Origin of the sequence: Xanthomonas sp. 3793, assembly GCF_024806835.1 — a bacterium.
GTDB lineage: Bacteria > Pseudomonadota > Gammaproteobacteria > Xanthomonadales > Xanthomonadaceae > Xanthomonas > Xanthomonas arboricola_F.
In genome coordinates this window covers 699,816-721,536 of record NZ_JANTYU010000003.1, presented here as the reverse complement: position 1 = coordinate 721,536, position 21,721 = coordinate 699,816, and the positions used below count along the sequence as shown (strand labels likewise).

Genomic DNA, 21,721 nt, shown 5'->3' with positions numbered 1-21,721 from the left:
GTCTCTGGCGAGTGTCCGTCCGGCGTGCGGGGCGATTCACGCCGCCGCAGAGCGCATGTTGCGCTCAGCAGCACCGCGCCAGCGCAACGGCCGGCGCGGTGCGCATGACGGCAGCGCTCAGCCCAGCTCGCCGCGGTAGCCGGTGTCGATGCTGATGCTGCCGCCCACCGCACGCGACACGCAGGCGCACAGCTTGCGATTCTCGCGGCGTTGTTCGTCGCTGAAAAAGACATCGCGATGATCGATGTCGGCGGCGCTGTCGAGCACCTCCACCGCGCACAAGCCGCACTCGCCACGACGGCATTCGGCGATCAATTCGACCCCGGCGTCGGCCAGCGCATCGAGCATCGATTCGTTTTCGGCCACCGGTACTTCCAGGCCGAGCGCAGGCAGCTTGACCACGAACGCCTGCGCCGGCATCCGCCCGCTATTGCCGAAGGTTTCGAAATGCAGCCGCGCGCGCGGACGCCCGGCGGCATGCCAGTGCTGGCGTACCGCCTCCAGCATGCCCAGCGGCCCGCACACATAGACCTCGGCGTTGGGCGAGAGCCGTGCCAGTTCGGCGGCAAGATCGGGCGGGCCGTCGGTGTCGTCGCAATGCAGCTGCAGGCGCGCGCCGAGCAGCGCCTCCAACTGGTCGACGTAGGCCATCGCGCTGCGCGAGCGCCCGACATACAGCAGGCGGAATGCCTGGTGCCGCTGCGCCAGCCGCTGTGCCATGCCCAGGATCGGCGTGATGCCGATACCACCGGCGATCAACAGGATTTCCTCGCCGCTCTCGTCCAGCGCAAAGTTGTTGCTCGGAGGCGACATTTCCACCACGTCGCCCGGCTGCAGCGTCCACATATGCAGCGAGCCGCCACGGCTGTCCGGCATCTGCCGTACTGCGATCTGGTAGTAGCCATCCGCACGCGGCTCTCCCACCAGCGAGTAAGAGCGCACATCGCTGCGGCCGTTCAACTGCAGGCGAAAATCCAGGTGGCTGCCCACCTCGAAGGCACGCGCTGCAGTGCCTGGGTCGAGCACGATTTCGCGCACGCCTGCGCAGGCATCGGCGATGCTGACGACATGGGCGCGATGCCATTGGGTGTCTTTACGCATGAGGAACTCCAGGCACAAGAGCGTGCCGTTCAAGACCGGCGGTGGATGCGTGGGCGCGGCCAAGCAGGGCGCCACCGCGCACCTTGGCGATCGCCGTGGGGGTTTGCAGGAGGTGGCGCAGATTGCGGTGGGCCAGACGGGCGTGCTCGCGCACCAGCGCTTCGGCGCGGCTGCCCTGACGCTGTGCGATGGCGGCAATCACTTCGCGATGCTGGTCCTGCGCGACGGTCAGGATCACCTGCGCGTCGGCAGCGCTGGTCTGGGCCATGACCAGGCTGTTGGGCGAAGCGAATGGCAGCTGCAGCACGCGGGTGAGCTCGCGGCCGAGCACGTCGCTGCCGGCCATCGCCACCAGCAGGGCATGGAACAGCGCGTTGGCCTGGACATAGGCGGCGAAGTCGATGGCATCCTGCGGCGCGCCGACGATGGCATCGAGCGTCTCCAGCAGCTGGTGCGCCTGCGCCAACTGCGCGGCGGTGGCCCCGCGCTCGGCGGCCATGCGGGCGGCCAGGCCTTCGAGCGTGCCGCGCAGTTCGATGGCGTCGTATACGTCGTGCTCGCTGAAGGCCTGCACCGCGTAGCCGCCGCCCGGCAGCGCACTGGCCAGTCCTTCTTCGCACAGGCGCTGCAATGCGGCGCGTACCGGCGTGCGCGACATGCCCAGCCGCTGCACCACCGCCACTTCGGACAGTCGCGCACCGGCGGGCAGGGTGCCGTCGAGGATCAGTTCGCGCAGCGAGAGCAGCGCGCGCGTGGTCTGTGCCGCGCTGCTGTGGAACGGTGTGGTCGGTGGCATGGTGGTCTCCTGTGCGCTGCGCTCAGCCCACCATGCGCAGCGACAGATCCTGCGCGCGCTGTTCGTGCGCGATCAGGCGGTCGATCACCCGCCGCGCCCACATGCCGCCGGCATCGACGTTGAGGTTGTAGAAGGTGTGATCCGGATGCGCGTCGATGGCGCGCTGTTGCGCCTCCAGTACCGCCTCGTCCTCGCCGAACACACCGGTGACGCCGGCGCGGGTGAGCGTGGTCAGGGATTGGTCGTGCAACGCGTAGTTGCGCATGAACGCCCAGAAATAATGGCAGGTGGTATCGGTCTCCGGCGTAATCGTGTTGAGTACGTAGCCGTTGACGCCCTGGCTGCGGTCGCCCTCCGGTGCGCCGGTGCCGGCGATGGCCACACCGACATCGATGGCGATGGTGCCGGGCGCTTCGAAGCGGATGATCTGCCAGCGGTCGACCTTGCCGTGGTAATCCAGATGTCGCGCGATCTGGCTGGCCCAGAACGGCGGCGCGTCGATATTGCGCATCCAGCGCGACACCACCACCGAGCGGTCGCCATGCACCACATCGAAGGGCGCCTCGGCGATCTCGTCCTGGCCGATGCTCGAGCCATGCACGAAGGTCTCGTGGGTCAGGTCCATCAGGTTGTCCAGCACCAGCCGGTAGTCGCACTTGGCGTAGATGGTGCGGCCATCGCCGGCCCAGGCCGGGTCGTGCGCCCAATGCAGGTCGGGGATCAACGCGGTATCGGCCTTGGCCGGGTCGCCCGGCCAGATCCACACGTAGCGGTGCTTCTCGGCCACCGGAAAACTGCGCACGCAGGCCGAGGGATTGATGGTTTCCTGCGAGGGCATGTGCACGCAGCGGCCCTGGGTGTTGTAGACCAGGCCGTGATACCCGCAGACCACGTCATCGCCGCGCAGCTTGCCCATCGACAGCGGCACCAGCCGGTGCCAGCAGGCGTCTTCCAGCGCGACCACCGCACCGGCGGTGGTGCGGTAGACCACCACTTCGAGGTTGCAGACCTTGCGCGGGGTCAGGGCGTGCTTGATTTCGTGGTCCCAGGCGACGGCATACCACGCGTTGAGGGGAAACAGCGGCTTGGACTGGGACATGACCGTGACTCCTGGGGTTTTGTATACAACCTGGGGGACGCATCGACGCACTGCGCCGGCCTGCAACCAGTTGACGCGCATGCCAGCGCTGGCGTCTGCTTGCAGGCGAAGTTATGTATACACCGGAGACAATGCCGGAGCATGACTGCGCAACGGAAATTGTGCGATTATCGAATTCAATCGCCGATAATCGTATTGACCGGGCTATTGGGCCGGCCCTACCGTGGCTGCACATTCGCAGCGGTGTCTTGCCCATGGCCGAAATCGTCGCTCTGTCAGATGCGGTGTCCCACCTGATTGCCGATGGCGATTGCGTGGCGATGGAAGGCTTCACCCATCTGATCCCGCATGCGGCCGGCCATGAGGTGATCCGCCAGCGCAAACGCAATCTGCGCCTGGTGCGCATGACTCCGGACCTGATCTACGACCAGCTGATCGGTGCCGGTTGCGCGTCGGCGTTGCGGTTTTCGTGGGGCGGCAATCCGGGGGTCGGCTCGCTGCACCGGCTGCGCGATGCGGTCGAACATGCCTGGCCGCAGCCGCTGCAGATCCGCGAACACAGCCACGCCGACATGGCCAACGCCTATGTCGCCGGCGCCTCCGGGCTACCGTTTGCGGTGTTGCGCGGATATGTCGGCTCGGACCTGCCGCGCGTCAACGACAGCATCAAGTTCCTGCAATGCCCCTACACCGGCCAGACGCTGGCCACCACGCCGGCGGTGAATCCCGATGTCACCGTGATCCACGCGCAGCAGGCCGACCGCCGCGGCAACGTGTTGCTGTGGGGCATTCTTGGCGTGCAGAAGGAGGCGGCACTGGCCGCGCGCAAGGTGATCGTGACGGTGGAACACATCGTAGACTCGCTCGACGCACCACCCAATGCCTGCATCCTGCCGCGCTGGGTGGTCGATGCGGTGTGCCACGTGCCTGGCGGTGCCGCGCCGTCGTACGCGCATGGCTACTACGCCCGCGACAACCGCTTCTATCTGGGCTGGGACGCGATCGCGCGCGACCGTGCGCGGTTCCAGGCGTGGATCCAGACGCATATTCTCGACACCGACGATTTCGCAGCGTTCCAGCGCGTCTATGCGCAATCTCTGCTGCAGGTGGCCGCATGAGCGAGTACAGCACCAACGAAATGATGACCGTGGCCGCCGCGCGCCGCCTGCCCGATGACGCGGTGTGTTTCGTCGGCATCGGCCTGCCATCCACGGCCGCCAACCTTGCCCGGCTCACGCATGCGCCGGATGTCACCCTGATCTACGAATCCGGACCGATCGGCGCGCGCCCGGACGTGCTGCCGTTATCGATCGGCGACGGCGAGCTGGCCGAAACCGCCGACACCGTGGTCTCCACGCCGGAGATCTTCCGTTACTGGCTGCAGGGCGGTCGGGTGGATGTCGGCTTCCTGGGGGCGGCGCAGATCGATCGCCACGCCAACCTCAATACCACCGTGATCGGCGACTACGCAGCGCCGAAGACGCGCTTGCCCGGTGCCGGTGGCGCGCCGGAAATCGCGGCCAGCGCCAAGCAGGTGTTCATCATCATGCGGCAGTCCCGACGCAGCTTCGTGCCGGTGCTGGACTTCGTCACCACGGTCGGGCATCTGGACGGTGGCGATGCGCGGCAGCGTGCCGGCCTGCCTGGCGCCGGTCCTACCGTGGTGGTCACCGATCTGTGCGTGATGGAGCCCGATGCGCTCACCCGCGAACTCACCGTCACCTCGCTGCACCCGGGTATCAGTCGCGAACAGGTGAGCGCGGCGACCGGCTGGCCGATCCGCTTCGCCGCCGATCTTGCGCAGACCACCCCACCCAGCACTGCGGAATTGCAGGCGCTGCGCGCGCTGCAGGCACGCACCGATGCAGCGCATGGCAAGCAGGCCGCCGGAGCCGAGGCATGAGCGAGGTCTATCTGATCGATGGCATCCGCACGCCGATCGGCCGCTATGGCGGCGCGCTGTCCAGCGTGCGTGCCGACGACCTGGGCGCAGTGCCGATCGCCGCGTTGCTGGCCCGTCATCCGCAGCTGGACCCGGCCGGCATCGACGACGTGTATCTGGGCTGTGCCAACCAGGCCGGCGAAGACAACCGTAATGTCGCGCGCATGAGCGTGTTGCTGGCCGGGCTGCCGAGTTCGGTGCCGGGCAGCACCCTCAACCGTCTGTGCGGGTCGGGGCTGGATGCGATCGGCACGGTGGCACGCGGCATCCGCGCCGGCGAGCTGGGGTTGGCGCTTGCCGGCGGTGTCGAATCGATGTCGCGCGCGCCCTGGGTGATGGGCAAGGCCGAGGGCGCCTTCGCGCGAACCCAGCAGCTGGAAGACACCACCATGGGCTGGCGCTTCATCAACCCGCGCCTGCAGGCGGCCTATGGCACCGAGTTGATGGGCGAAACCGCCGAAAACGTCGCGCAGCGCCATGCCATCGCGCGCGAGGATCAGGACGCCTTCGCACTGCGCAGCCAGCAGCGCGTCGCCGCCGCCCAGGCTGCCGGGTTCTTCGATGCGGAAATCACCTCGGTGCCGGTGGCTGCACGCAAGGGCGGCGATGCCGTCACCGTCGAATACGACGAAGCCCCGCGCCCGAACACCACCGCCGAGATGCTGGCCAAACTCAAGCCGGTGTTCCGCCAACCCGGCAGCGTGACTGCCGGCAATGCGTCCGGTATCAACGACGGAGCTGCCGCGTTGTTGCTGGCGTCAGCGCAGGCCGTGCAGACGCATCGGCTGACGCCCCGCGCACGGGTGCTGGGGTTCGCGTCGGCAGGTGTCGAGCCGGCTTACATGGGCATGGGCCCGGTGCCGGCCACGCAGCGTCTGTTGGCGCGTCTGAACCTGCGCATCGAACAGTTCGATGCGATCGAACTCAACGAAGCCTTCGCCGCGCAGGCGTTGGCGTGCCTGCGCGCATTCGGCTTGCCCGACGATGCAGCGCACGTCAACGCCAACGGCGGCGCCATTGCGCTGGGCCATCCGCTGGGCATGAGCGGTGCGCGGCTGGCGCTCACCTTGTTGCGGCAACTGGAAGCCAACAACGGCCGGCTCGGGCTGGCCAGCATGTGCGTCGGCGTGGGGCAGGGCGTGGCACTGGCGATCGAACGTCTGTGAGCCTGCCCGCTGCAACCACTGCGCCGCTATCGCACACCTACATTGCTTGACCATGCCGCAGTGCGGCGCAGGGAGATTTCACGATGCGCGATGCCCCCGTTGATCGGTCACTTGCAGACCCGCTGCTCGGCTACCGCCGTACCCGGCCCGGCACACAGCCGGCCTATCTGCATCCGGCGTACGCCTCCACCACCTTGCGCGGCCCTACGCGCGCGCCGATCGACATCCCGGTCACGCTGTCGGAAGTCACCGGCCCGCGCCTGGATCGGCTCACCCTGGGCGAGCATGCAGCCGATCTCACCGCAGGGTTCGGTGGCGAGCCACTGGGCGAGCGCATCATCGTCTCCGGCCGCGTGCTCGACGAAAACGGCAGGCCCGTGCGCAACAGCGTGGTGGAAGTGTGGCAATGCAATGCCGCCGGCCGTTACCAGCACGCCGGCGATCGTCACGACGCACCGCTGGACCCCAACTTCCGCGGCACCGGCCAGGTGCTCACCGATGCGCATGGCCGCTACGTCTTCAAGACCATCAAGCCGGGTGCGTATCCGTGGCGCAATCACTACAACGCCTGGCGGCCGGCGCACATCCATTTTTCGTTGCATGGCGATGGCATCGGGCAACGGTTGATCACCCAGATGTATTTCCCCGGCGACCCGCTGCTGGCGCACGACCCGATCTACAACTGCGTCGACGATGCCCTGGCGCGCGAGCGCATGGTGTCCAGCTTCGACTGGGAAAACGCCATCAGCGAATATGCGCTGGCCTATCGCTTCGACATCGTGCTGCGTGGTCGCAAGCAAACGGTCTGGGAGTGAATCGATGAGCCTGCACGCAACCCCTTCGCAAACCGTCGGCCCGTATTACCGGCTTGGCCTGGAACCGCTGTATCGCGACCGGCTCGCACCGGCGCAGGCGGCCGGCACGCACGTGCAGATCAGCGGCTGCGTCTTCGATGGTGCCGGCGTGCCGGTGGCCGACGCGGTGCTGGAGCTGTGGCAGGCCGATGCCGCCGGCATCTACGCGCATGCCGCCGATGCCCGCCACCAGGCGCACGACGCCAGCTTCGATGGCTGGGGCCGGGTGCCCACCGATGCGCAGGGGCGCTTTTGCTTCAGCACGGTCAAGCCGGGTGTCGTCGCCGGGCCGCAGGGCAGTCCGCAGGCAGCACACCTGAGCGTGCTGGTGTTCATGCGCGGGCTGTTGCGCGGCGCATCGACGCGGTTGTACTTCGCCGATGACCCGCAACTGGACAGCGACCCGATACTGGCGCTGGTGCCGGCCGAGCGCCGCACCACCCTGCTGGCCCAGCCGGCGGGCAATAACGCCTATAGCTGGGATATCCACATGCAAGGCGAGAGGGAAACCGTGTTCTTCCGGTATTGATTTGCAGATCGTCTGCAGCGCTGCACGCAGCCGCCGGTGTCCCTGCGCGAGGAGTCCGACCGGCAGCTGGTCGCGCCGGTACGCTGCGTACGGCACGCGATGACAGGCTGCGAGCGCGCACCGCGGTGCCCAGGGCGCGGATGCAACCCGGCGTGCATGCTGTCACCTTCGCCAGCCATCGCCCTGTCAGGCCGCATTGCGCCGCGCGCATTGCCCTAACGTCTAGTTGGCACCCCCGTGCTTCGGTGCCATGCTGCCGGTACGCCAAGAGATGCGATGCATGAGTGCGACGTCTTTGCTGTTGGGATCCTTGTTTGGCGAGCCTGCGTGCGACGCAGTGTTTGACGATGCGGCGCGTGTGCAGGCCATGTTGCACTTCGAATCCGCGCTTGCCCGCGCGCAGGCGCAGTGCGGTGTCATTCCTGCCGAGGCTGCCGTAGCGATTGCAGCGGCCTGCGAGGTGCAGCACTACGACATGGCCGCCCTGGCGCAGGCCACCGCGCTCGCTGGCAACCCCGCCATTGCACTGGTCAAGGCGCTGACCGCGCGCGTCGCCGTGCACGATGCCGCAGCCGCGCGCTGGGTGCATTGGGGCGCCACCAGCCAGGACGTCATCGATACCGGCAGCGTGTTGCAACTGCGCGCCGCGCTCGATCTGCTGCTGCCGCGCCTGCAGCAACTGTGCGACACCTTGGCCGCGTTGGCCGCACGCGAGCGCGACACCGGTCTGCCCGGGCGCACCTTGCTGCAGCAAGCCGTGCCGGTGACCTTCGGGCTCAAGGTGGCCGGCTGGCTGGACGCCTTGCAACGTGCGCATCGGCGCCTGCACGGGTTGCGGCACGACGCGCTGGCGTTGCAGTTCGGCGGCGCGGCCGGCACCTTGGCGTCCTTGCAGGAGCGCGGTCTGGACGTGGCCCAGGCGCTGGCCACCAGCTTGGCGCTGCCGCTGCCTGCGTTGCCCTGGCACACCGCGCGCGACCGCATCGTCGAGGTCGGCTGCGCGTTCGGCCTGCTCGCCGGTACGCTGGGCAAGATCGGCGGCGATGTGGTGCTGCTGATGCAATCGGAGGTCGGTGAGGCGTTCGAGCCTGCGGCAGTCGGCAAGGGCGGCTCGTCGGCGATGCCGCACAAGCGCAATCCGGTGGCCAGCGTGGCGGCAGTGGCCGCGGCCACCCGCGTGCCCGGGCTGATCGCCACCTTGTTCAGCACGATGGCCCAGCCGCACGAGCGCGCCGCCGGGCAATGGCATGCCGAATGGGACACCTTGCCGCAGATCGTCTGCCTGACCGCCGGCAGCCTGGCGCAGATGCAGGCCTGCCTGGCCGAGCTGGAACTGGACCGCGCGCGGATGCGCCACCACCTGGATAGCCATGGCGGCGTGCTCTACGCCGAGGCGGCGGTGTTCGCACTGGCCCCGCAGCTTGGCAAGCCGCAGGCGCACGCGCTGGTCGAACAGGCGGTGGCGCGTGCGCAGGCGCAGCAGCGGCATCTGCGTGAGGTGCTGGCCGAGGACGCCCAGGCGAGCGCGGTACTCACGCACGCGCAACTGCAGGCGGTGTTCGATAGCGACAGCTGGCGCGGCATGTCCTCGGTCTGGATCGATCGCGTACTGGCCTCTTCTCCCCGTTGACGGTGCTTCGATGGCCTATCTGCAATTGCCCACGCATCGCCTGCATTACCGTGTGGACGGCACCGACGGGCGGCCCTGGCTGACCTTCTGCAATTCGCTCGGCACCGACCTGCATATGTGGGACGTGCAGATCGAGGCCTTCGCCCCGCATTACCGCATCCTGCGCTACGACCGCCGCGGCCATGGCTATTCGGACTCGCCGCCCGGCCCGTACAGCGTGGCCGATCTGGGACAGGACGTGCTGGGGTTATGGGATGCCTTGCAGATCGAGCGCAGCAATTTCTGCGGGTTGTCGATCGGCGGGCTGACCGGGCAGTGGCTCGGGCTGCATGCCGCGCAGCGGCTGCGCCGGCTGGTGGTCTGTGCCACCGCGCAAAAGATCGGCAGCACCGCCACCTGGGAAACCCGCATCGAGCAGGTGCGGAGCGAAGGCCTGCCGATGCTGATCGATGCCACATTGCAGCGCTGGTTTACACCGGCATTTGCCATCAGCCACGCGCAGCGCCTGGACATGATCGCCGCCGCCTTCGTCTCCACCTCGCCGGCCGGGTACATCGCCTGCTGCCAGGCGGTGGCCGAGGCGGATTTCCGCGGTGCGCTGGATGGGCTGAACCTGCCGCTGCTGGCCCTGGCCGGCGACGACGACCCGGTGTGCCCGCCGCCGAACCTGCGCGAGATCGCCTACGCGGCGCCCGATGGGCATTACGCCCAGGTGCCGGGCCGCCATATCTGCAATCTGGAATCGCCGGCCGCGTTCAATGACGCGGTACTGGGCTTCCTGCAAGCCGACTGATCTTTTCCGCATTACAAGGACATCCCATGCACGAAGACGAACGCTATCAAGCCGGCCTGCGCGAACGCCGCCGGGTGCTGGGCGAGGCGCATGTCGAGCGCTCGCTGGCCGCGCGCACCGAGTTCACCACCGAGTTCCAGGACCTGATCACCCGGTATGCCTGGGGCACCATCTGGACCCGCGACGGCCTGCCTGCGCATACCCGCTCGTTGATCACCTTGTCGATGATGGTCGCGCTGGGCCACGACGAAGAATTCAAGCTGCATGTGCGCGCCGCCCGCAACAACGGCATCACCCCCGAGCAGATCAAGGAAGTGCTGCTGCAAGCGGCGATCTATTGCGGCGTCCCGGCGGCCAACCACGCCTTTGCGCTGGCCAAACCGATTCTGGAAGAACAGGCTGCCGAGCCCTGATGCGGTCGCTCATGTCGCTTTCGCGTCTGCCTGCCCAGCCACGCAGCCTGCCCAGTCCGCCGCGCCCATGACGAGATGCCGCATGACATTCCGACCCGCCTGCCTGCTCCTGCTGGTGTTGCTCTCACTGACCGCCGGTGCGCAACCGCAGCCCGGGCCGGGCACCCGGCTGGCGCAGGTACGCGCCGACGATGGCCAGACCCTGGCGGTGTGGTCGCGCGCGCCGGCCAAGCCGCGTGGCACGGTGCTGCTGGTGCATGGCCGCACCTGGAGTTCGCTGCCCAACTTCGACCTGCAGGTGCCCGGCGAAGCGGGCGACACGCGCTCGGTACTGGCCGCCTTCGCACGGGCCGGGCTTGCCGCCTACGCGGTGGACCTGCGCGGCTACGGCGGCAGTGCGCGCGATCCCAGCGGGTGGAATACGCCCGCCCGCGCAGTGCGCGACGTCGAGCAGGTGCTGGCCTGGGTCGCCCGGCAACATCCAGATCTGCCGCCACCGGCCTTGATCGGCTATTCCAACGGTGCGCGGGTGGCGCTGCTGGTGGGCCAGCAACAGCCGCAGGCGCTGTCCGCACTGGTGCTGTATGGCTTCCCCGACGATGTCGATGCGCCGCCCACCGACGCGCCAACCCCGGCCCAGCCGTTGCGCGCACGCACCACCAGCGCGGCCGCCGGCGAGGATTTCATCACTGCCAACGCCGCACCCACGCGCGTGCGCGACGCTTACCAGGCGCAGGCGGTGGCCGCCGACCCGGTGCGCACGGACTGGCGCGCGATGGAGCAGTTCGCGTTCCAGCCCGAACGGGTCACGACGCTGCCGGTGCTGCTGCTGCGGGGTGTCGACGATCCGATCGCCACGCAGGCGGACAACGCGCACCTGTTCGCACGCCTGGGTAGCGAAGATCGCAGTTGGGTCACATTGCCGCGCGCCGATCATGTGGCGCATGTCGAGGACACACACGCCGCCTGGGTGGAGACGGTGGTGGGCTTCCTGCGTCGGCCGCGTTGAGCCCGCAGGCGGGGCGATGCGGGTGTCGCAGGAGGCTGCCGGCGTACGCGACCAACGCTGCTGGCTGCATGCCAAACAATGCGCTGCAGCTGCGCGTAAGGTAGCTCGCGTTGGTGTGCGGCATCGCCATGCGCTGCGGCAGGATCTTGGCCTTCACCCAGAATCGCGCTGCTCCATCACCTAGGACGCGCCGCCCGCGTCAGCTCAGCAACGCTCCCAGGCGCTGCGCCGCCAGCTTCAACGGGTCCAGCAGTTGTGTCTGCATGGTCTGCAGGCTGACGCGCCCGGCCTGCGCGCCGATGTTGAGCGCGGCAATCACCTCGCCACGCAGGTTGCGCACCGGCACCGCGATCGAGCGCAGGCCGATTTCCAGCTCCTGGTCGGTCAGGCACATGCCTTCGCGGCGCGCACGCGCCAGGATCTCCAGCAGCGCCGACGCCTGGGTCACCGTGCGGTCGGTACGCGGGCGCAACGTGGTGCGCTCCAGATAGGCCTGCAAGGTGTCGGCGGGCAGGGCGGCCAGCAATACCCGGCCCATCGACGTGCAATACGCCGGCAGCCGCGTGCCCGGGCGCAGCCCGATCGACATGATCCGCACCGTCTCCGCGCGCGCCACGTACAGCAGGTCGTCGCCATCCAGCACGCCCAGCGAGCAGGATTCGTGCAGTTGGTCGCGCAGCCCGTCCAGCACCGGCTGCGCGGCCGCGGTCATCGCCGAAGACGCCGCATACGCGCCGCCAATCCCCAGTACGCGCGGCAACAGCACATAGCCACGGCCCTGCTCGCCGACATAGCCCAGCTTGGCCAGCGTGTGCAGCACCCGCCGCACCGCTGCGCGGGAGATGCCGGTTTCCAGGCTGATCTGCGACATCGTCACCTCGCGCGGGTGCTGGGCGAACACGCTCAGCACCACCAGGCCGCGCCCCAGCGAGGTCATGAAGTCCGGGTCGCCCTGGGCGGCGGCAATCTGCTGCATCAATTCGTACGGCAGGCCGCGCTCGCTCCCGGGCGCGGCGACGGCGGCAGGACGTTTGCGGCGGCTGGCGGTGGGCTCGGGCATCGGATCGCGCGTCAGGCAGGTCCCCGCATGGTAAGCGCTCGCGCCAATGCCTGCCTCCGGTCGCACTGTGTGCATCGCATGTAAGCACTTCATCCTGCTTGCCGCATAATCGCCGCTGACTTGTTTCGGATCGGTCCCCCTCGTCCATGAAAACCCCCAAGGGCCTGCAGCCGCTGATCGACGACGGTGTCATCGACGAAGTGCTGCGACCACTGAAGAGCGGCAAGGAAGCCTCCGTCTACGTGGTCAGCGCCGGCGAGGACATCCTGTGTGCCAAGGTCTACAAGGACATGGCGCAACGCAGCTTCCAGGCGCGCGTGCAATATCAGGAGGGCCGCAAGGTGCGCGGCAGCCGCCAGGCGCGCGCAATGGGCAAGGCCACCAAGTTCGGTCGCCGCGAAGCCGAGACCGCATGGAAGAACACCGAAGCCGACGCGCTCTACCAGCTGGTGGATGCCGGCGTGCACGTGCCCAAGCCGCGCGGTTATTTTCATGGCGTGCTGCTGATGGATCTGGTCACCGACGAAGCCGGCCATAGCGCACCGCGTCTGGGCGAAGTGGAGCTTGAGCCGGAGCAGGCACGCGCATTCCACAGCAGCCTGATCGGCGACGTGGTCAAGATGCTTTCGCTCGGCCTGGTGCACGGCGATCTGTCCGAATACAACGTGCTGGTCTCGCCCGAGGGCCCGGTGGTGATCGATTTCCCGCAGGTGGTCAGCGCCGCCGGCAACAATGCCGCGCGCGACATGCTGCTGCGCGATGTGCACAACCTGCGTGATTGCCTGGGCCGCTTCGCCCCGGACCTGCTGGACACCCACTACGGCGAAGAGATGTGGGCGCTCTACGAAAAGGGCGAGTTGCGCCCGGACAGCGCGCTCACCGGCCGTTTCAAGTTCGATACCAAGCGCGCCGACGTGCGCGCCATCCGCGCCTCGATCGAAGACGCGCGGCAGGAAAACCTCATTCGCCAGCAAGGGCGCGAAGCCGCCGCCGAAGACGACGATTGATCGTTGCGTGCTTCATGACCGCACGCTGCCAGTGCAACGGGAGGCGTTGACGCGGCGCACGCTGCATCGGTCCAGCCGCGAAGACGTCGTTTGCGTAACGGCGCGAACGCAGCAACGTGGGATCCGGGTACCTTCGGAAGTTGCCGTCAACGAAGGGCAAGTTGCCGATTCATCCCGCACTGCCTGCGTGTGCAGGTCTGCGCACCCGACGGGCAGTTGCGCATGCGCGCGATGCAATGCAGCAATCGGCAGCGCCACTGCGTGCTCGCGTCTGCGCGACATCTCACGCGTGCAGGCCCAAGCGCTTATGTATCAAGCCAACACCGGCGCGCTCAAGTTATCGGTCGTCACCTTGCCGAATCATTATTCAGATTAATTGTTATTAAAAATAAGTATCAGGCAGACTCGGCAGTCGTTCACTACCAGCGAGACCGCCATGTTCGATCCCGATGTCGTTCGCTTGTTCACCGTGCTTCAGCAGGCCGCCCAGCCGCCGATGGAAACGCTGCCGCTGGCAGAGGCGCGCGCAATGATGCGTGGTATGGGGGCCCAACTCGGCTTCCCGGTGCTGGAGATGGCGCAGCTGCGTGCCGTACATGCCGACACCGCTGCCGGCAGCGTACCGTTGCGGCTCTATCGCCCCCAGGGCTTGAGCGATGGCCCCGCGCCCACCTTGCTGTTCGTGCACGGTGGCGGTGGTGTGGTGGGCGATCTGGATTCGCATGACGATGTCTGCCGGCAGCTGGCCGCACGCGCCGGTTGCCAGGTGCTGGCCGTCGATTACCGGCTCGCTCCGGAGCATCCCGCACCTGCCGGGGTGGAGGATGTCATCGGCACGCTGCAGTGGCTGGCCGCGCATCCCGAGCAGGTTGGGGCAGACCCGCAGCGCCTGGCGGTGGCCGGCGACAGCATCGGCGGTGCGATGGCGGCTGCCGCTGCAATCGCCGCACGCGATGCCGGCATTGCGCTGCGCTGTCAGCTATTGCTGTACCCGCTGACGGACACGCGCCAGGACAGTGGCGAGCATCCGTCCCGCACCACCAATGCCGACATCCCGCCGCTTACCCGGCAGGCCACACAGTTCTTCAACCAGCATTTCATCAAGGACCCGGCCATCACCCTGGATTGGCGCGTCTCGCCGCTGCTGGCGCCGGATCTGAGCGGCGTTGCGCCGGCCCTGATCGTGCTGGCCGAGCGCGACATCCTGCACGACGAAGGCCTGCGCTACGCCGAGCGCCTGCGCGCAGCCGGCGTCGAGGTCAGCGTGCACACCTTCCCCGGCATGGTGCACGGCTTCATCCACATGGGCAGCATCATCCAGGCAGCCGACACGACCGTGGACATGTTTGCCGACGTGCTGCGACAGCGGTTGCTGCCGGTGTGATCGTGCGTGTCGCCCATATCGACGATGCGCTCAGCCTCATGGCGTGCAGGCCGCGTTGGTGCGCGACGCCGATGCAATCGCGCCACTGCGATCCACTCGAACAAACGCCCGCGCGATCCGGCACCCGGTGCCGGGGCGCTACCGCGGCGTCTAGAAATTGAAGCGGAACGTCGTCATCAAGACGTGGTTTTCCCGATCCACCGCACGCGTATTGACGAACTGGTTGAGATAACCGACGTCCACATTGGAGATGGCGTTGAATTTCCAGTTGATGCCGACAAAGACGCGGTTCTGATCGATGCCGCGGCGCGCGCCCCACGTGGTCTGATCGAGATTGACGAACAGCTCGTTGAACGCCACCCACGACAACTTCGGGTTGAACCCACTCGGGCGCACGGCGCGAATCATTTGCCGCACGCGGTAGCCTTCATCGCTGAAGTCTTCGCGGTGACGCTGTTCCAGGCGGGTACGGCTGGTGATGCTGATCTCGGCGATCGGATCGAACTGATATTGAAACTGTCCCCACCAGCGATTCTCGCGGTTGGACGGCTGGCCTGCCGGGTGGCTGATGATGGTGTCATAGCCCATCCAGACGCTGGCCTTGGGATTGAGCCGGTAAAACACCGCAGGGCGCAGGATCAATTGATCGAACTGCTCGCCTTCCTCGCGCCAGCGCGGATGAATATCCATGCTCCAGTAAAGGTTTTCCACCGGCAGCTTGCCCTGGGCGTAGATACTCAACCAATACCGGCCATCTTCTTCAGTAGCGGCATGGGCCGTGGAGAGACTTCCCAGCAGTAAAAGCAGAACAGGGCCGGCGATGCGAAACGTTGCGGTCCGTAGCGTGCCAAATGCGTTCATTTAGTCGAATGTGTCGTCGTTGGCAAATCATAGCAACATCTCTTGTGCTCCCATCGACCGTCTGGTCCACCTACAGCGCCTCTGTTTGCCTGCCGCTTCGCTAATCGGGATATTCCATCGTTTCAGTGCATTCGAGGGCGGCGCGCGCAGATAGCGGGCGAGGTGGCGTGTCTTTATTTGCCTTCCGCTCGACCAGCGCGATACGCCAACGCCGACAGCGCTGCAGCGGCTGGCGATCGATTCACCAGGCCGACAGCCCGCAGCAATGGATCAGGGCAATGCAGCCTCGTTGGAAAGCATTTGCCGAAACAAGGTGTCCAGGGCATCCGAACGCCCGCTGCCGGCAGGCAGGTGTGGCTGCGACGTGCCCATGCGGTCGAGTTCTGCCTCCAGAAAATCGCTGATTGGCGCAATCCGAGGCCCATCTTCCACTTCGGTGGAGACGCGCTTGAGCGCCAGCAAACGATCCACCTCGTGACGCAGCTCACCGGTGGGCAACAATTCTTCCAGCAATACTTCGAACGCCATCGGCGGCATGTCCTGCCTGCGCTCGATCCATTGGCAGGCCAGGATCGGGCGCAACACATACAGATACTTTTTGGTGCGAATCCGCTCGCCGCGCAGGTAGCCGCGGTAGTTGCTCTTGGCCATGTTGAAGTAATGCCACCAGGTGCCAAGCGGCGAATAGAACTGCGTCGAGATCGCGCGCAACTGCGCGACGGCCACCGCATCCTGCCGATAGACCACCGGCGAATGCAGCCATTCCAGCAGCGTCGGATTGGACTTGGAGACCAACCGCAAGGCCTTGCGCAGGTCCCAGCCGCTGACATCCAGATCGTCGGAGATCGGCAGTTCGATCACGTCGCGCTGCGGCTCGTTGGGGCCGGTGTTCTCGTTGACCGTCAGATACCAATCGCGACGATGGACGTAGACAAACCGTGCGTCGTAATCGCTGTCGGGCGAGGAGAATCCCCAGCCGCGGCTTCCCGATTCGCATGCCAGCAGGATGCGCACGTCGTGCTGCCGTTCGATGTCGCGCAGGGCCGACAGCACGGCCTCGTGCTTGTCCTCTGCGATGGGGTGGATGTCCATGTTGTAGCTGTCCTTGCGGATGACGTGCCCCATGATAGCCAGCGCGCGCAGAGGCGTCCGGGCGCATGGCGGCTACGCCACCTGGCTGCGGCGCGCGCGCTCCAGATGGACCAGCAGCAGCGAAATCGCTGCCGGCGTCATGCCCGGGATGCGTTGCGCCTGGCCGATGTGCTGCGGACGCACGCGTTCGAGTTTTTGCTGCACTTCGATCGACAGGCCGCGCACGCCGGCATAGTCGAATCCTTCCGGAATCGGCGTCGTTTCCTGGCGTTGCTGGCGCGCGATATCGTCGCGCTGGCGATCCAGGTAACCGGCGTACTTGACGCTGATTTCCACCTGTTCGGCCACCTGCGTATCGTCCACGCCCGGCCCCAGGGTCGGCACGCGCATCAGCGTGGCGTAGTTGAGTTCGGGGCGCTTGATCAGGTCCAGCACATTGGTTTCGCGGCTGAGCGACACGCCTAGCGTCTGCGCCACTTCGCGGCCCAGCGCATTGCCCGGCGTCGCCCACAGCGCCGACAGGCGCGCGCTTTCGCGCTGCACCGCTTCCTGCTTGGCCGAATACCGCGCCCAACGCGCATCGTCGACCAGCCCCATCGCGCGGCCGACGCCGGTCAGGCGCGCATCGGCATTGTCCTCGCGCAGCTGCAGGCGGTATTCGGCGCGGCTGGTGAACATGCGATACGGCTCGGTGGTGCCGTGGGTGATCAGATCGTCCACCAGCACGCCCAGGTAGGCTTCGTCGCGGCGCGGCGACCAGGCCGGCAGGCCCTGCACATGACGGGCGGCATTGAGGCCGGCCAGCAGGCCTTGTGCGGCGGCCTCTTCGTAACCGGTGGTGCCGTTGATCTGCCCGGCGAAGAACAGCCCGCCCACCGCCTTGGTTTCCAGCGAGGCCTTGAGCCCGCGCGGGTCGAAGAAGTCGTATTCGATCGCGTAGCCGGGGCGGGTGATATGCGCCTGCGCAAAGCCGTGGATCGAGCGCACCAGCGCCAGCTGCACATCGAATGGCAGCGAGGTGGAAATGCCGTTGGGATAGATCTCGGTCACTTCCAGGCCTTCAGGTTCGACAAAGATCTGGTGGCTGGTCTTGTCGGCAAAACGCACCACCTTGTCCTCGATCGACGGGCAGTAGCGCGGGCCGATGCCTTCGATCTGCCCCGAATACAGCGGCGAGCGATGCAGCGCACCGCGGATAATGTCGTGGGTCTGCTCGGTGGTGTGAGTGATCCAGCAGCTGACCTGGCGCGGGTGATCGCCAACCTGGCCCATGAACGACATCACCGGCAGCGGGTCGTCGCCCGGCTGTTCCTGCATGACGCTGTAGTCGAGCGTGCGCCCGTCGATGCGCGGCGGGGTACCGGTCTTGAGCCGGTCGACCGCGAACGGCCGCTCGCGCAGGCGCGCCGCCAGCGTGGTGGCCGGCGGGTCGCCCATGCGCCCGGCGGCGTACTGGGTCTCGCCGACATGGATCTTGCCGGCCAGGAAGGTGCCGGCGGTCAGCACCACTGCCGGTGCCTCAAAGCGCAGCCCGGTCTGGGTGATGACCCCGCGCACGCTGTCGGCCTCGCTTGCGCCGTGGTGGATGATTAGATCGTCCACCGCCGCCTGGAACACGGTCAGGTTGGGATGGGTCTCGACGATGCGACGGATGGCGTTGCGATAGAGGTTGCGGTCGGCCTGGCAGCGGGTGGCGCGTACTGCCGGGCCCTTGGACGCATTGAGCGTGCGCCACTGGATGCCGGCCAGATCCGCCGCGCGCGCCATGGCGCCTCCCAGCGCATCGATTTCCTTGACCAGGTGCCCCTTGCCGATTCCGCCAATGGCCGGATTGCAGCTCATCGCGCCCACGGTCTCGATGTTGTGGGTCAGCAGCAAGGTGCGGGCACCGGCGCGCGCGGACGCCAGCGCGGCCTCGGTGCCGGCATGGCCGCCGCCGATCACGACGACGTCGAAGCGATAGAAAGGGTCGGACATGGGTCTGGACTGATCAGCAAAGAGAAGGAAGCGGCTGCGGAAGTATCGGCTGAAGCGCTCGCGTGGTCACTAAATCGCGAAATATGTGATGTGAGTCACATTATTGAATAGTGACCCTCAAGTTGGCATGTTTCGTGCGGATATCCCTACTGCACCCGTCGTGGCATTGCGACATGGGCGCAAAGGCTGGAATTGGAACAGGGGCCAGCCGCGCGTGCGACGGGGTAGCGTAAGGGTCGGTAGTCGGGGGACTGCCGACCCTTATTTTTTTCTGCAACCCGGCACCGCCGGCACGATTTCTGGACCGCGCCGAAGCGTAAGACCCGCACGGCCCTGAAGCGACACCGCCTCTGGTGCGACAAAAACATAAAGCCCCGGCATGCCGGGGCTTTATGCATTGAAGGCGCCGATATCCGACAGGGCCGGAACAGGGGGGATCCAGATTTCCCTGTCGGACATCGACATAAGTCGGTCAGTGAGGCGGGCTGTGTCAGAACATGACGCGGCAGGTCACACAGAGCACCTAGCTTGCAACCAAGTGCTGGCTGAACGCAAGCCCCCAATGTTGGCATTTGTGGGGCGCGTCGCAGTCAGCTTGTCACGGAATTTGCTGGCGGGGGTTGCGTGGCGCGGTCTGGCGCTGGATTTCGCGAATCACGCGCGGCGGTGCACCGATCCGTGCCGGCGGCCGTGCGGGCGGCGCGCCAGTCGCCGGTGGCGAATTCGGGCGCTGCGGCCGCGGTCCGCTCGGCCGCGGGCCATGGTTGAACGAGCCGTTCGGGCGCTGCGGGCGGTACTGCGGGCGGCGATCGTACGGTCGATAGTAGTAGCCACCGCCGCGATACACCGGATACACCGGGTAGTCGTATAGCCCGATCGCACCGGCACCATAGGGGGCGCCGTAGGGGCCGCCGTAGGAGTAGGGCGAGTACCCCGGTGGATAGCGATACTGCACGGCGGGCGCGCCACGGTAATAGCCACCCGATCCACCTCCGGTGTAGTCGTAGGTTGCGCAGCCGCTCAGGGCCAGTAGCCCGGCGGCGAAGATCAGACGGAATTTCATGGATGGTGCCCTCCTGCAACCATGATCCCACTTTCGAACCGTTGCGTTGAATCGGTCCTTAACTGTGCCGCAATGTGGCGCTTTTTCATCGGTCCAGCATGCGCAGGCGGTGTGCGTGCGAGCCGTGAAGAGTGGAGCGATACGTTAATCTTGCAGGCATGATCGAGACGGTCCCTCTTGCCCATTCAGATGTCCTGCAGGCTGCCGCGCGCATCGCGCCGCACTGCGCGACGACACCGTTGCTGACCTCGCACCACCTGGATGCATTCTGCGGTGCGCAGCTGTTCTTCAAGGCCGAGCACCTGCAGCGCAGCGGTGCATTCAAGTTTCGTGGCGCCTGCAATGCGGTGTGGTCGCTGCCCGACGATCTGGCGCCGCGCGGCGTAGTCACCCATTCTTCCGGTAACCATGGCGCGGCGTTGGCGCTGGCCGCCCGCACGCGTGGGATCGGCTGTCATGTGGTGGTGCCCGAAGGTGCCGTCGCCGCCAAGCTGGCCAATATCTCCCGGCATGGCGCCACGCTATGGCGGTGTGCGCCGACCATCGCGGCACGCGAGCAGATGTGTGCCCAGGTCCAGGCCACCAGTGGCGCGACCCTGGTGCATCCGTACACCGATCCGGCCGTGATCGCCGGCCAGGGCACGGCCACGTTGGAGTTGCTGCATCAAAGCGGCGGGCTGGATGTGCTGCTGGCACCGGTCGGGGGAGGCGGCCTGGCGGCCGGTGCGGCGTTGGCGCTGCGGTCTGCGCCGGGCTGCGCGCTGGTGCTGGCCGAGCCCAGCGGAGCGGCCGACACCGCGCGCTCGCTGGCGGCCGGGCAACGCCTGGTCGACTTCGTGCCCGACACGGTCTGCGACGGTCTGCGCGGCACCCTCGGGGCGCCGAACTTTGCGTTGCTGCAGGCCAGCGACGCGCAGGTGATCACGGTGGACGACGCGGCCGTGATACAGGCGATGCGGCTGATCTGGCAGGTGCTCAAGCAGGTGGTGGAGCCGTCTTCGGCCATCACGCTGGCGGCGGTGCTGGCCGAGCCGGCGCGGTTTGCCGGGCGCAGGGTCGGGCTGATCCTGTCCGGCGGCAACGTCGATCTGGACGCGCTGCCGTGGGCCGCCGCGTGAGCAGGCGTGCGCGCGGGCTCGGCCTGTGGGGCTGGGGCTGGCGGTTATGCATGCTGGCGCTGATCTGGCTGGTGGCGGTGGCCGGTTGGATCGTCTGGGTGGGCGATCGCGATCAGGCGGCGCCGGCGGACGTGATCATCGTGCTGGGCGCGGCCGCCTACGATGCGCGCCCGTCGCCGGTCTTCGAAGAACGGATCCGGCATGCGCTGGATCTGTATGGGCAAGGTTATGCGCCACGGCTGTTGTTCACTGGCGGCTTCGGCAATGGCGCGCGCTTTGCCGAGTCGCAGGTGGCACGGCGCTACGCGCTGCGTCATGGCGTGCCGCCGGAAGCGATCGTGATCGAGACCAGCTCACGCACCACCCGCCAGAACCTGCTGCAGGCGCGGGCGCTGATGGAGCGACACGGCATGCACCGGGCAATCATCGTCAGCGACCCGTTGCACATGGCGCGCGCGCTGCGGCTATGCCAGGAACTGGGAGTGGATGCGCTGGCCTCGTCCACGCCGAGTACGCGCTTTCGCAGCTTCCACACCAGCTGGCGCTTCCTGCTGCAGGAGGTCTACTTCTTCCACCGCGATCTGGTGGTGCAGGGGGCCTGACGCTGCCGCGTTTCATCCGGTGGCATCGAGCTGGCACTGCCCGGCAGGTGGCAGGTGGGAGTGCTCAGGCATATCGCACCGACAGGTCGGGCGCTGGCCGCAGCGGTTCGGTCATGTGCGCTGCACAACGGCGCGGCCATCGAGGATGGGAGGCGCGAGCGATGGAGCGGACGCTGACCGCATCCCAGCGCGCGCGCCAAACCCGCTCTATGATGCGGCTTTCCC

At 67.0% G+C, this 21,721-nt stretch carries 21 protein-coding genes; 13 read left to right on the top strand and 8 right to left on the bottom strand.

What is annotated here, in order from left to right:
* Nucleotides 1–117: 117 nt before the first annotated feature.
* Genes FHY18_RS13435 through FHY18_RS13425 form a run of 3 tightly spaced genes read right to left on the bottom strand, consistent with a single transcriptional unit; the run spans nucleotide 118 to nucleotide 2,996 of the window.
* Nucleotides 118–1,101 carry a PDR/VanB family oxidoreductase gene (locus tag FHY18_RS13435; RefSeq protein WP_259155923.1) on the bottom strand — a complete coding sequence of 328 codons (984 nt, stop codon included), beginning with the start codon at nucleotides 1,099–1,101 and terminating at the stop codon, nucleotides 118–120.
* Nucleotides 1,094–1,897 carry a GntR family transcriptional regulator gene (locus tag FHY18_RS13430; RefSeq protein ID WP_259155922.1) on the bottom strand — a complete coding sequence of 268 codons (804 nt, stop codon included), beginning with the start codon at nucleotides 1,895–1,897 and terminating at the stop codon, nucleotides 1,094–1,096. Before FHY18_RS13430 ends, FHY18_RS13435 begins: the two co-directional genes overlap by 8 nt.
* 22 nt (nucleotides 1,898–1,919) lie before the next feature.
* The gene (locus FHY18_RS13425) at nucleotides 1,920–2,996 is read right to left on the bottom strand and encodes an aromatic ring-hydroxylating dioxygenase subunit alpha (protein ID WP_259155921.1); all 1,077 of its coding nucleotides are present in this window, start codon (nucleotides 2,994–2,996) and stop codon (nucleotides 1,920–1,922) included.
* 254 nt (nucleotides 2,997–3,250) lie between these two features.
* On the opposite strand from FHY18_RS13425, the gene FHY18_RS13420 reads away from it, so the two are divergent.
* The 9 genes from FHY18_RS13420 to FHY18_RS13380 all read left to right on the top strand — a co-directional run bounded on the left by FHY18_RS13420 (nucleotide 3,251) and on the right by FHY18_RS13380 (nucleotide 11,332).
* Entirely contained in the window at nucleotides 3,251–4,114 is an 864-nt protein-coding gene (locus FHY18_RS13420) for a CoA-transferase (RefSeq protein ID WP_259155920.1), read from the top strand.
* Complete coding sequence (locus FHY18_RS13415) at nucleotides 4,111–4,899, top strand: CoA-transferase subunit beta (RefSeq protein WP_259155919.1); 789 nt, start codon at nucleotides 4,111–4,113, stop codon at nucleotides 4,897–4,899. The genes FHY18_RS13420 and FHY18_RS13415 overlap by 4 nt, the downstream gene beginning before the upstream one ends.
* Nucleotides 4,896–6,104 (top strand): 3-oxoadipyl-CoA thiolase, encoded by a 1,209-nt coding sequence (gene pcaF, locus FHY18_RS13410; protein WP_259155918.1) that lies wholly within the window; start codon nucleotides 4,896–4,898, stop codon nucleotides 6,102–6,104. The genes FHY18_RS13415 and pcaF overlap by 4 nt, the downstream gene beginning before the upstream one ends.
* Nucleotides 6,105–6,187: 83 nt before the next feature.
* Complete coding sequence (gene pcaH, locus FHY18_RS13405) at nucleotides 6,188–6,919, top strand: protocatechuate 3,4-dioxygenase subunit beta (protein WP_259155917.1); 732 nt, start codon at nucleotides 6,188–6,190, stop codon at nucleotides 6,917–6,919.
* A 4-nt stretch (nucleotides 6,920–6,923) separates the two neighbouring features.
* The gene (gene pcaG, locus FHY18_RS13400; protein WP_259155916.1) at nucleotides 6,924–7,487 is read left to right on the top strand and encodes a protocatechuate 3,4-dioxygenase subunit alpha; all 564 of its coding nucleotides are present in this window, start codon (nucleotides 6,924–6,926) and stop codon (nucleotides 7,485–7,487) included.
* Between the two features lie 280 nt (nucleotides 7,488–7,767).
* A complete protein-coding gene (locus FHY18_RS13395) occupies nucleotides 7,768–9,117 on the top strand; it encodes a 3-carboxy-cis,cis-muconate cycloisomerase (RefSeq protein WP_259155915.1) in 1,350 nt (449 codons plus the stop codon).
* A gap of 10 nt (nucleotides 9,118–9,127) precedes the next feature.
* On the top strand, nucleotides 9,128–9,910 hold the full coding sequence (pcaD, locus tag FHY18_RS13390; protein ID WP_259155914.1) for a 3-oxoadipate enol-lactonase: 783 nt from the start codon (nucleotides 9,128–9,130) through the stop codon (nucleotides 9,908–9,910).
* A gap of 26 nt (nucleotides 9,911–9,936) precedes the next feature.
* Nucleotides 9,937–10,323, top strand: a complete 387-nt coding sequence (gene pcaC, locus FHY18_RS13385; RefSeq protein WP_259155912.1) for a 4-carboxymuconolactone decarboxylase — start codon at nucleotides 9,937–9,939, stop codon at nucleotides 10,321–10,323.
* A gap of 82 nt (nucleotides 10,324–10,405) precedes the next feature.
* A complete protein-coding gene (locus FHY18_RS13380; protein WP_259155910.1) occupies nucleotides 10,406–11,332 on the top strand; it encodes a lysophospholipase in 927 nt (308 codons plus the stop codon).
* A 199-nt stretch (nucleotides 11,333–11,531) separates the two neighbouring features.
* On the opposite strand, the gene FHY18_RS13375 is transcribed toward FHY18_RS13380, so the two are convergent.
* Nucleotides 11,532–12,392, bottom strand: coding sequence for an IclR family transcriptional regulator C-terminal domain-containing protein (locus FHY18_RS13375; RefSeq protein WP_259155908.1), 861 nt, complete (start codon nucleotides 12,390–12,392; stop codon nucleotides 11,532–11,534).
* 146 nt (nucleotides 12,393–12,538) lie between these two features.
* Here FHY18_RS13375 and FHY18_RS13370 point away from each other — a divergent pair, with 146 nt between their 5' ends.
* Together FHY18_RS13370 and FHY18_RS13365 are read left to right on the top strand one after the other, a co-directional pair.
* Entirely contained in the window at nucleotides 12,539–13,399 is an 861-nt protein-coding gene (locus tag FHY18_RS13370) for a PA4780 family RIO1-like protein kinase (RefSeq protein ID WP_046964796.1), read from the top strand.
* Nucleotides 13,400–13,835: 436 nt separating this feature from the next.
* Entirely contained in the window at nucleotides 13,836–14,783 is a 948-nt protein-coding gene (locus tag FHY18_RS13365) for an alpha/beta hydrolase (RefSeq protein ID WP_259155907.1), read from the top strand.
* Nucleotides 14,784–14,933: 150 nt separating this feature from the next.
* On the opposite strand, the gene FHY18_RS13360 is transcribed toward FHY18_RS13365, so the two are convergent.
* From FHY18_RS13360 to FHY18_RS13345, 4 genes are all read right to left on the bottom strand, one after another.
* Nucleotides 14,934–15,644: a DUF2490 domain-containing protein gene (locus FHY18_RS13360; protein ID WP_259155906.1), complete on the bottom strand. Its 711-nt coding sequence runs from the start codon at nucleotides 15,642–15,644 to the stop codon at nucleotides 14,934–14,936.
* Between the two features lie 270 nt (nucleotides 15,645–15,914).
* Nucleotides 15,915–16,769: a nucleotidyltransferase domain-containing protein gene (locus tag FHY18_RS13355; RefSeq protein ID WP_259155905.1), complete on the bottom strand. Its 855-nt coding sequence runs from the start codon at nucleotides 16,767–16,769 to the stop codon at nucleotides 15,915–15,917.
* Between the two features lie 39 nt (nucleotides 16,770–16,808).
* On the bottom strand, nucleotides 16,809–18,713 hold the full coding sequence (gene mnmG, locus FHY18_RS13350) for a tRNA uridine-5-carboxymethylaminomethyl(34) synthesis enzyme MnmG (RefSeq protein ID WP_259155904.1): 1,905 nt from the start codon (nucleotides 18,711–18,713) through the stop codon (nucleotides 16,809–16,811).
* Nucleotides 18,714–19,311: 598 nt separating this feature from the next.
* On the bottom strand, nucleotides 19,312–19,776 hold the full coding sequence (locus FHY18_RS13345) for a hypothetical protein (protein WP_259155903.1): 465 nt from the start codon (nucleotides 19,774–19,776) through the stop codon (nucleotides 19,312–19,314).
* A gap of 158 nt (nucleotides 19,777–19,934) precedes the next feature.
* On the opposite strand from FHY18_RS13345, the gene FHY18_RS13340 reads away from it, so the two are divergent.
* Together FHY18_RS13340 and FHY18_RS13335 are read left to right on the top strand one after the other, a co-directional pair.
* Nucleotides 19,935–20,894, top strand: a complete 960-nt coding sequence (locus FHY18_RS13340) for a pyridoxal-phosphate dependent enzyme (RefSeq protein WP_259155902.1) — start codon at nucleotides 19,935–19,937, stop codon at nucleotides 20,892–20,894.
* Entirely contained in the window at nucleotides 20,879–21,496 is a 618-nt protein-coding gene (locus FHY18_RS13335; protein WP_259155901.1) for a YdcF family protein, read from the top strand. The genes FHY18_RS13340 and FHY18_RS13335 overlap by 16 nt, the downstream gene beginning before the upstream one ends.
* The last annotated feature ends 225 nt before the right edge of the window (nucleotides 21,497–21,721 follow it).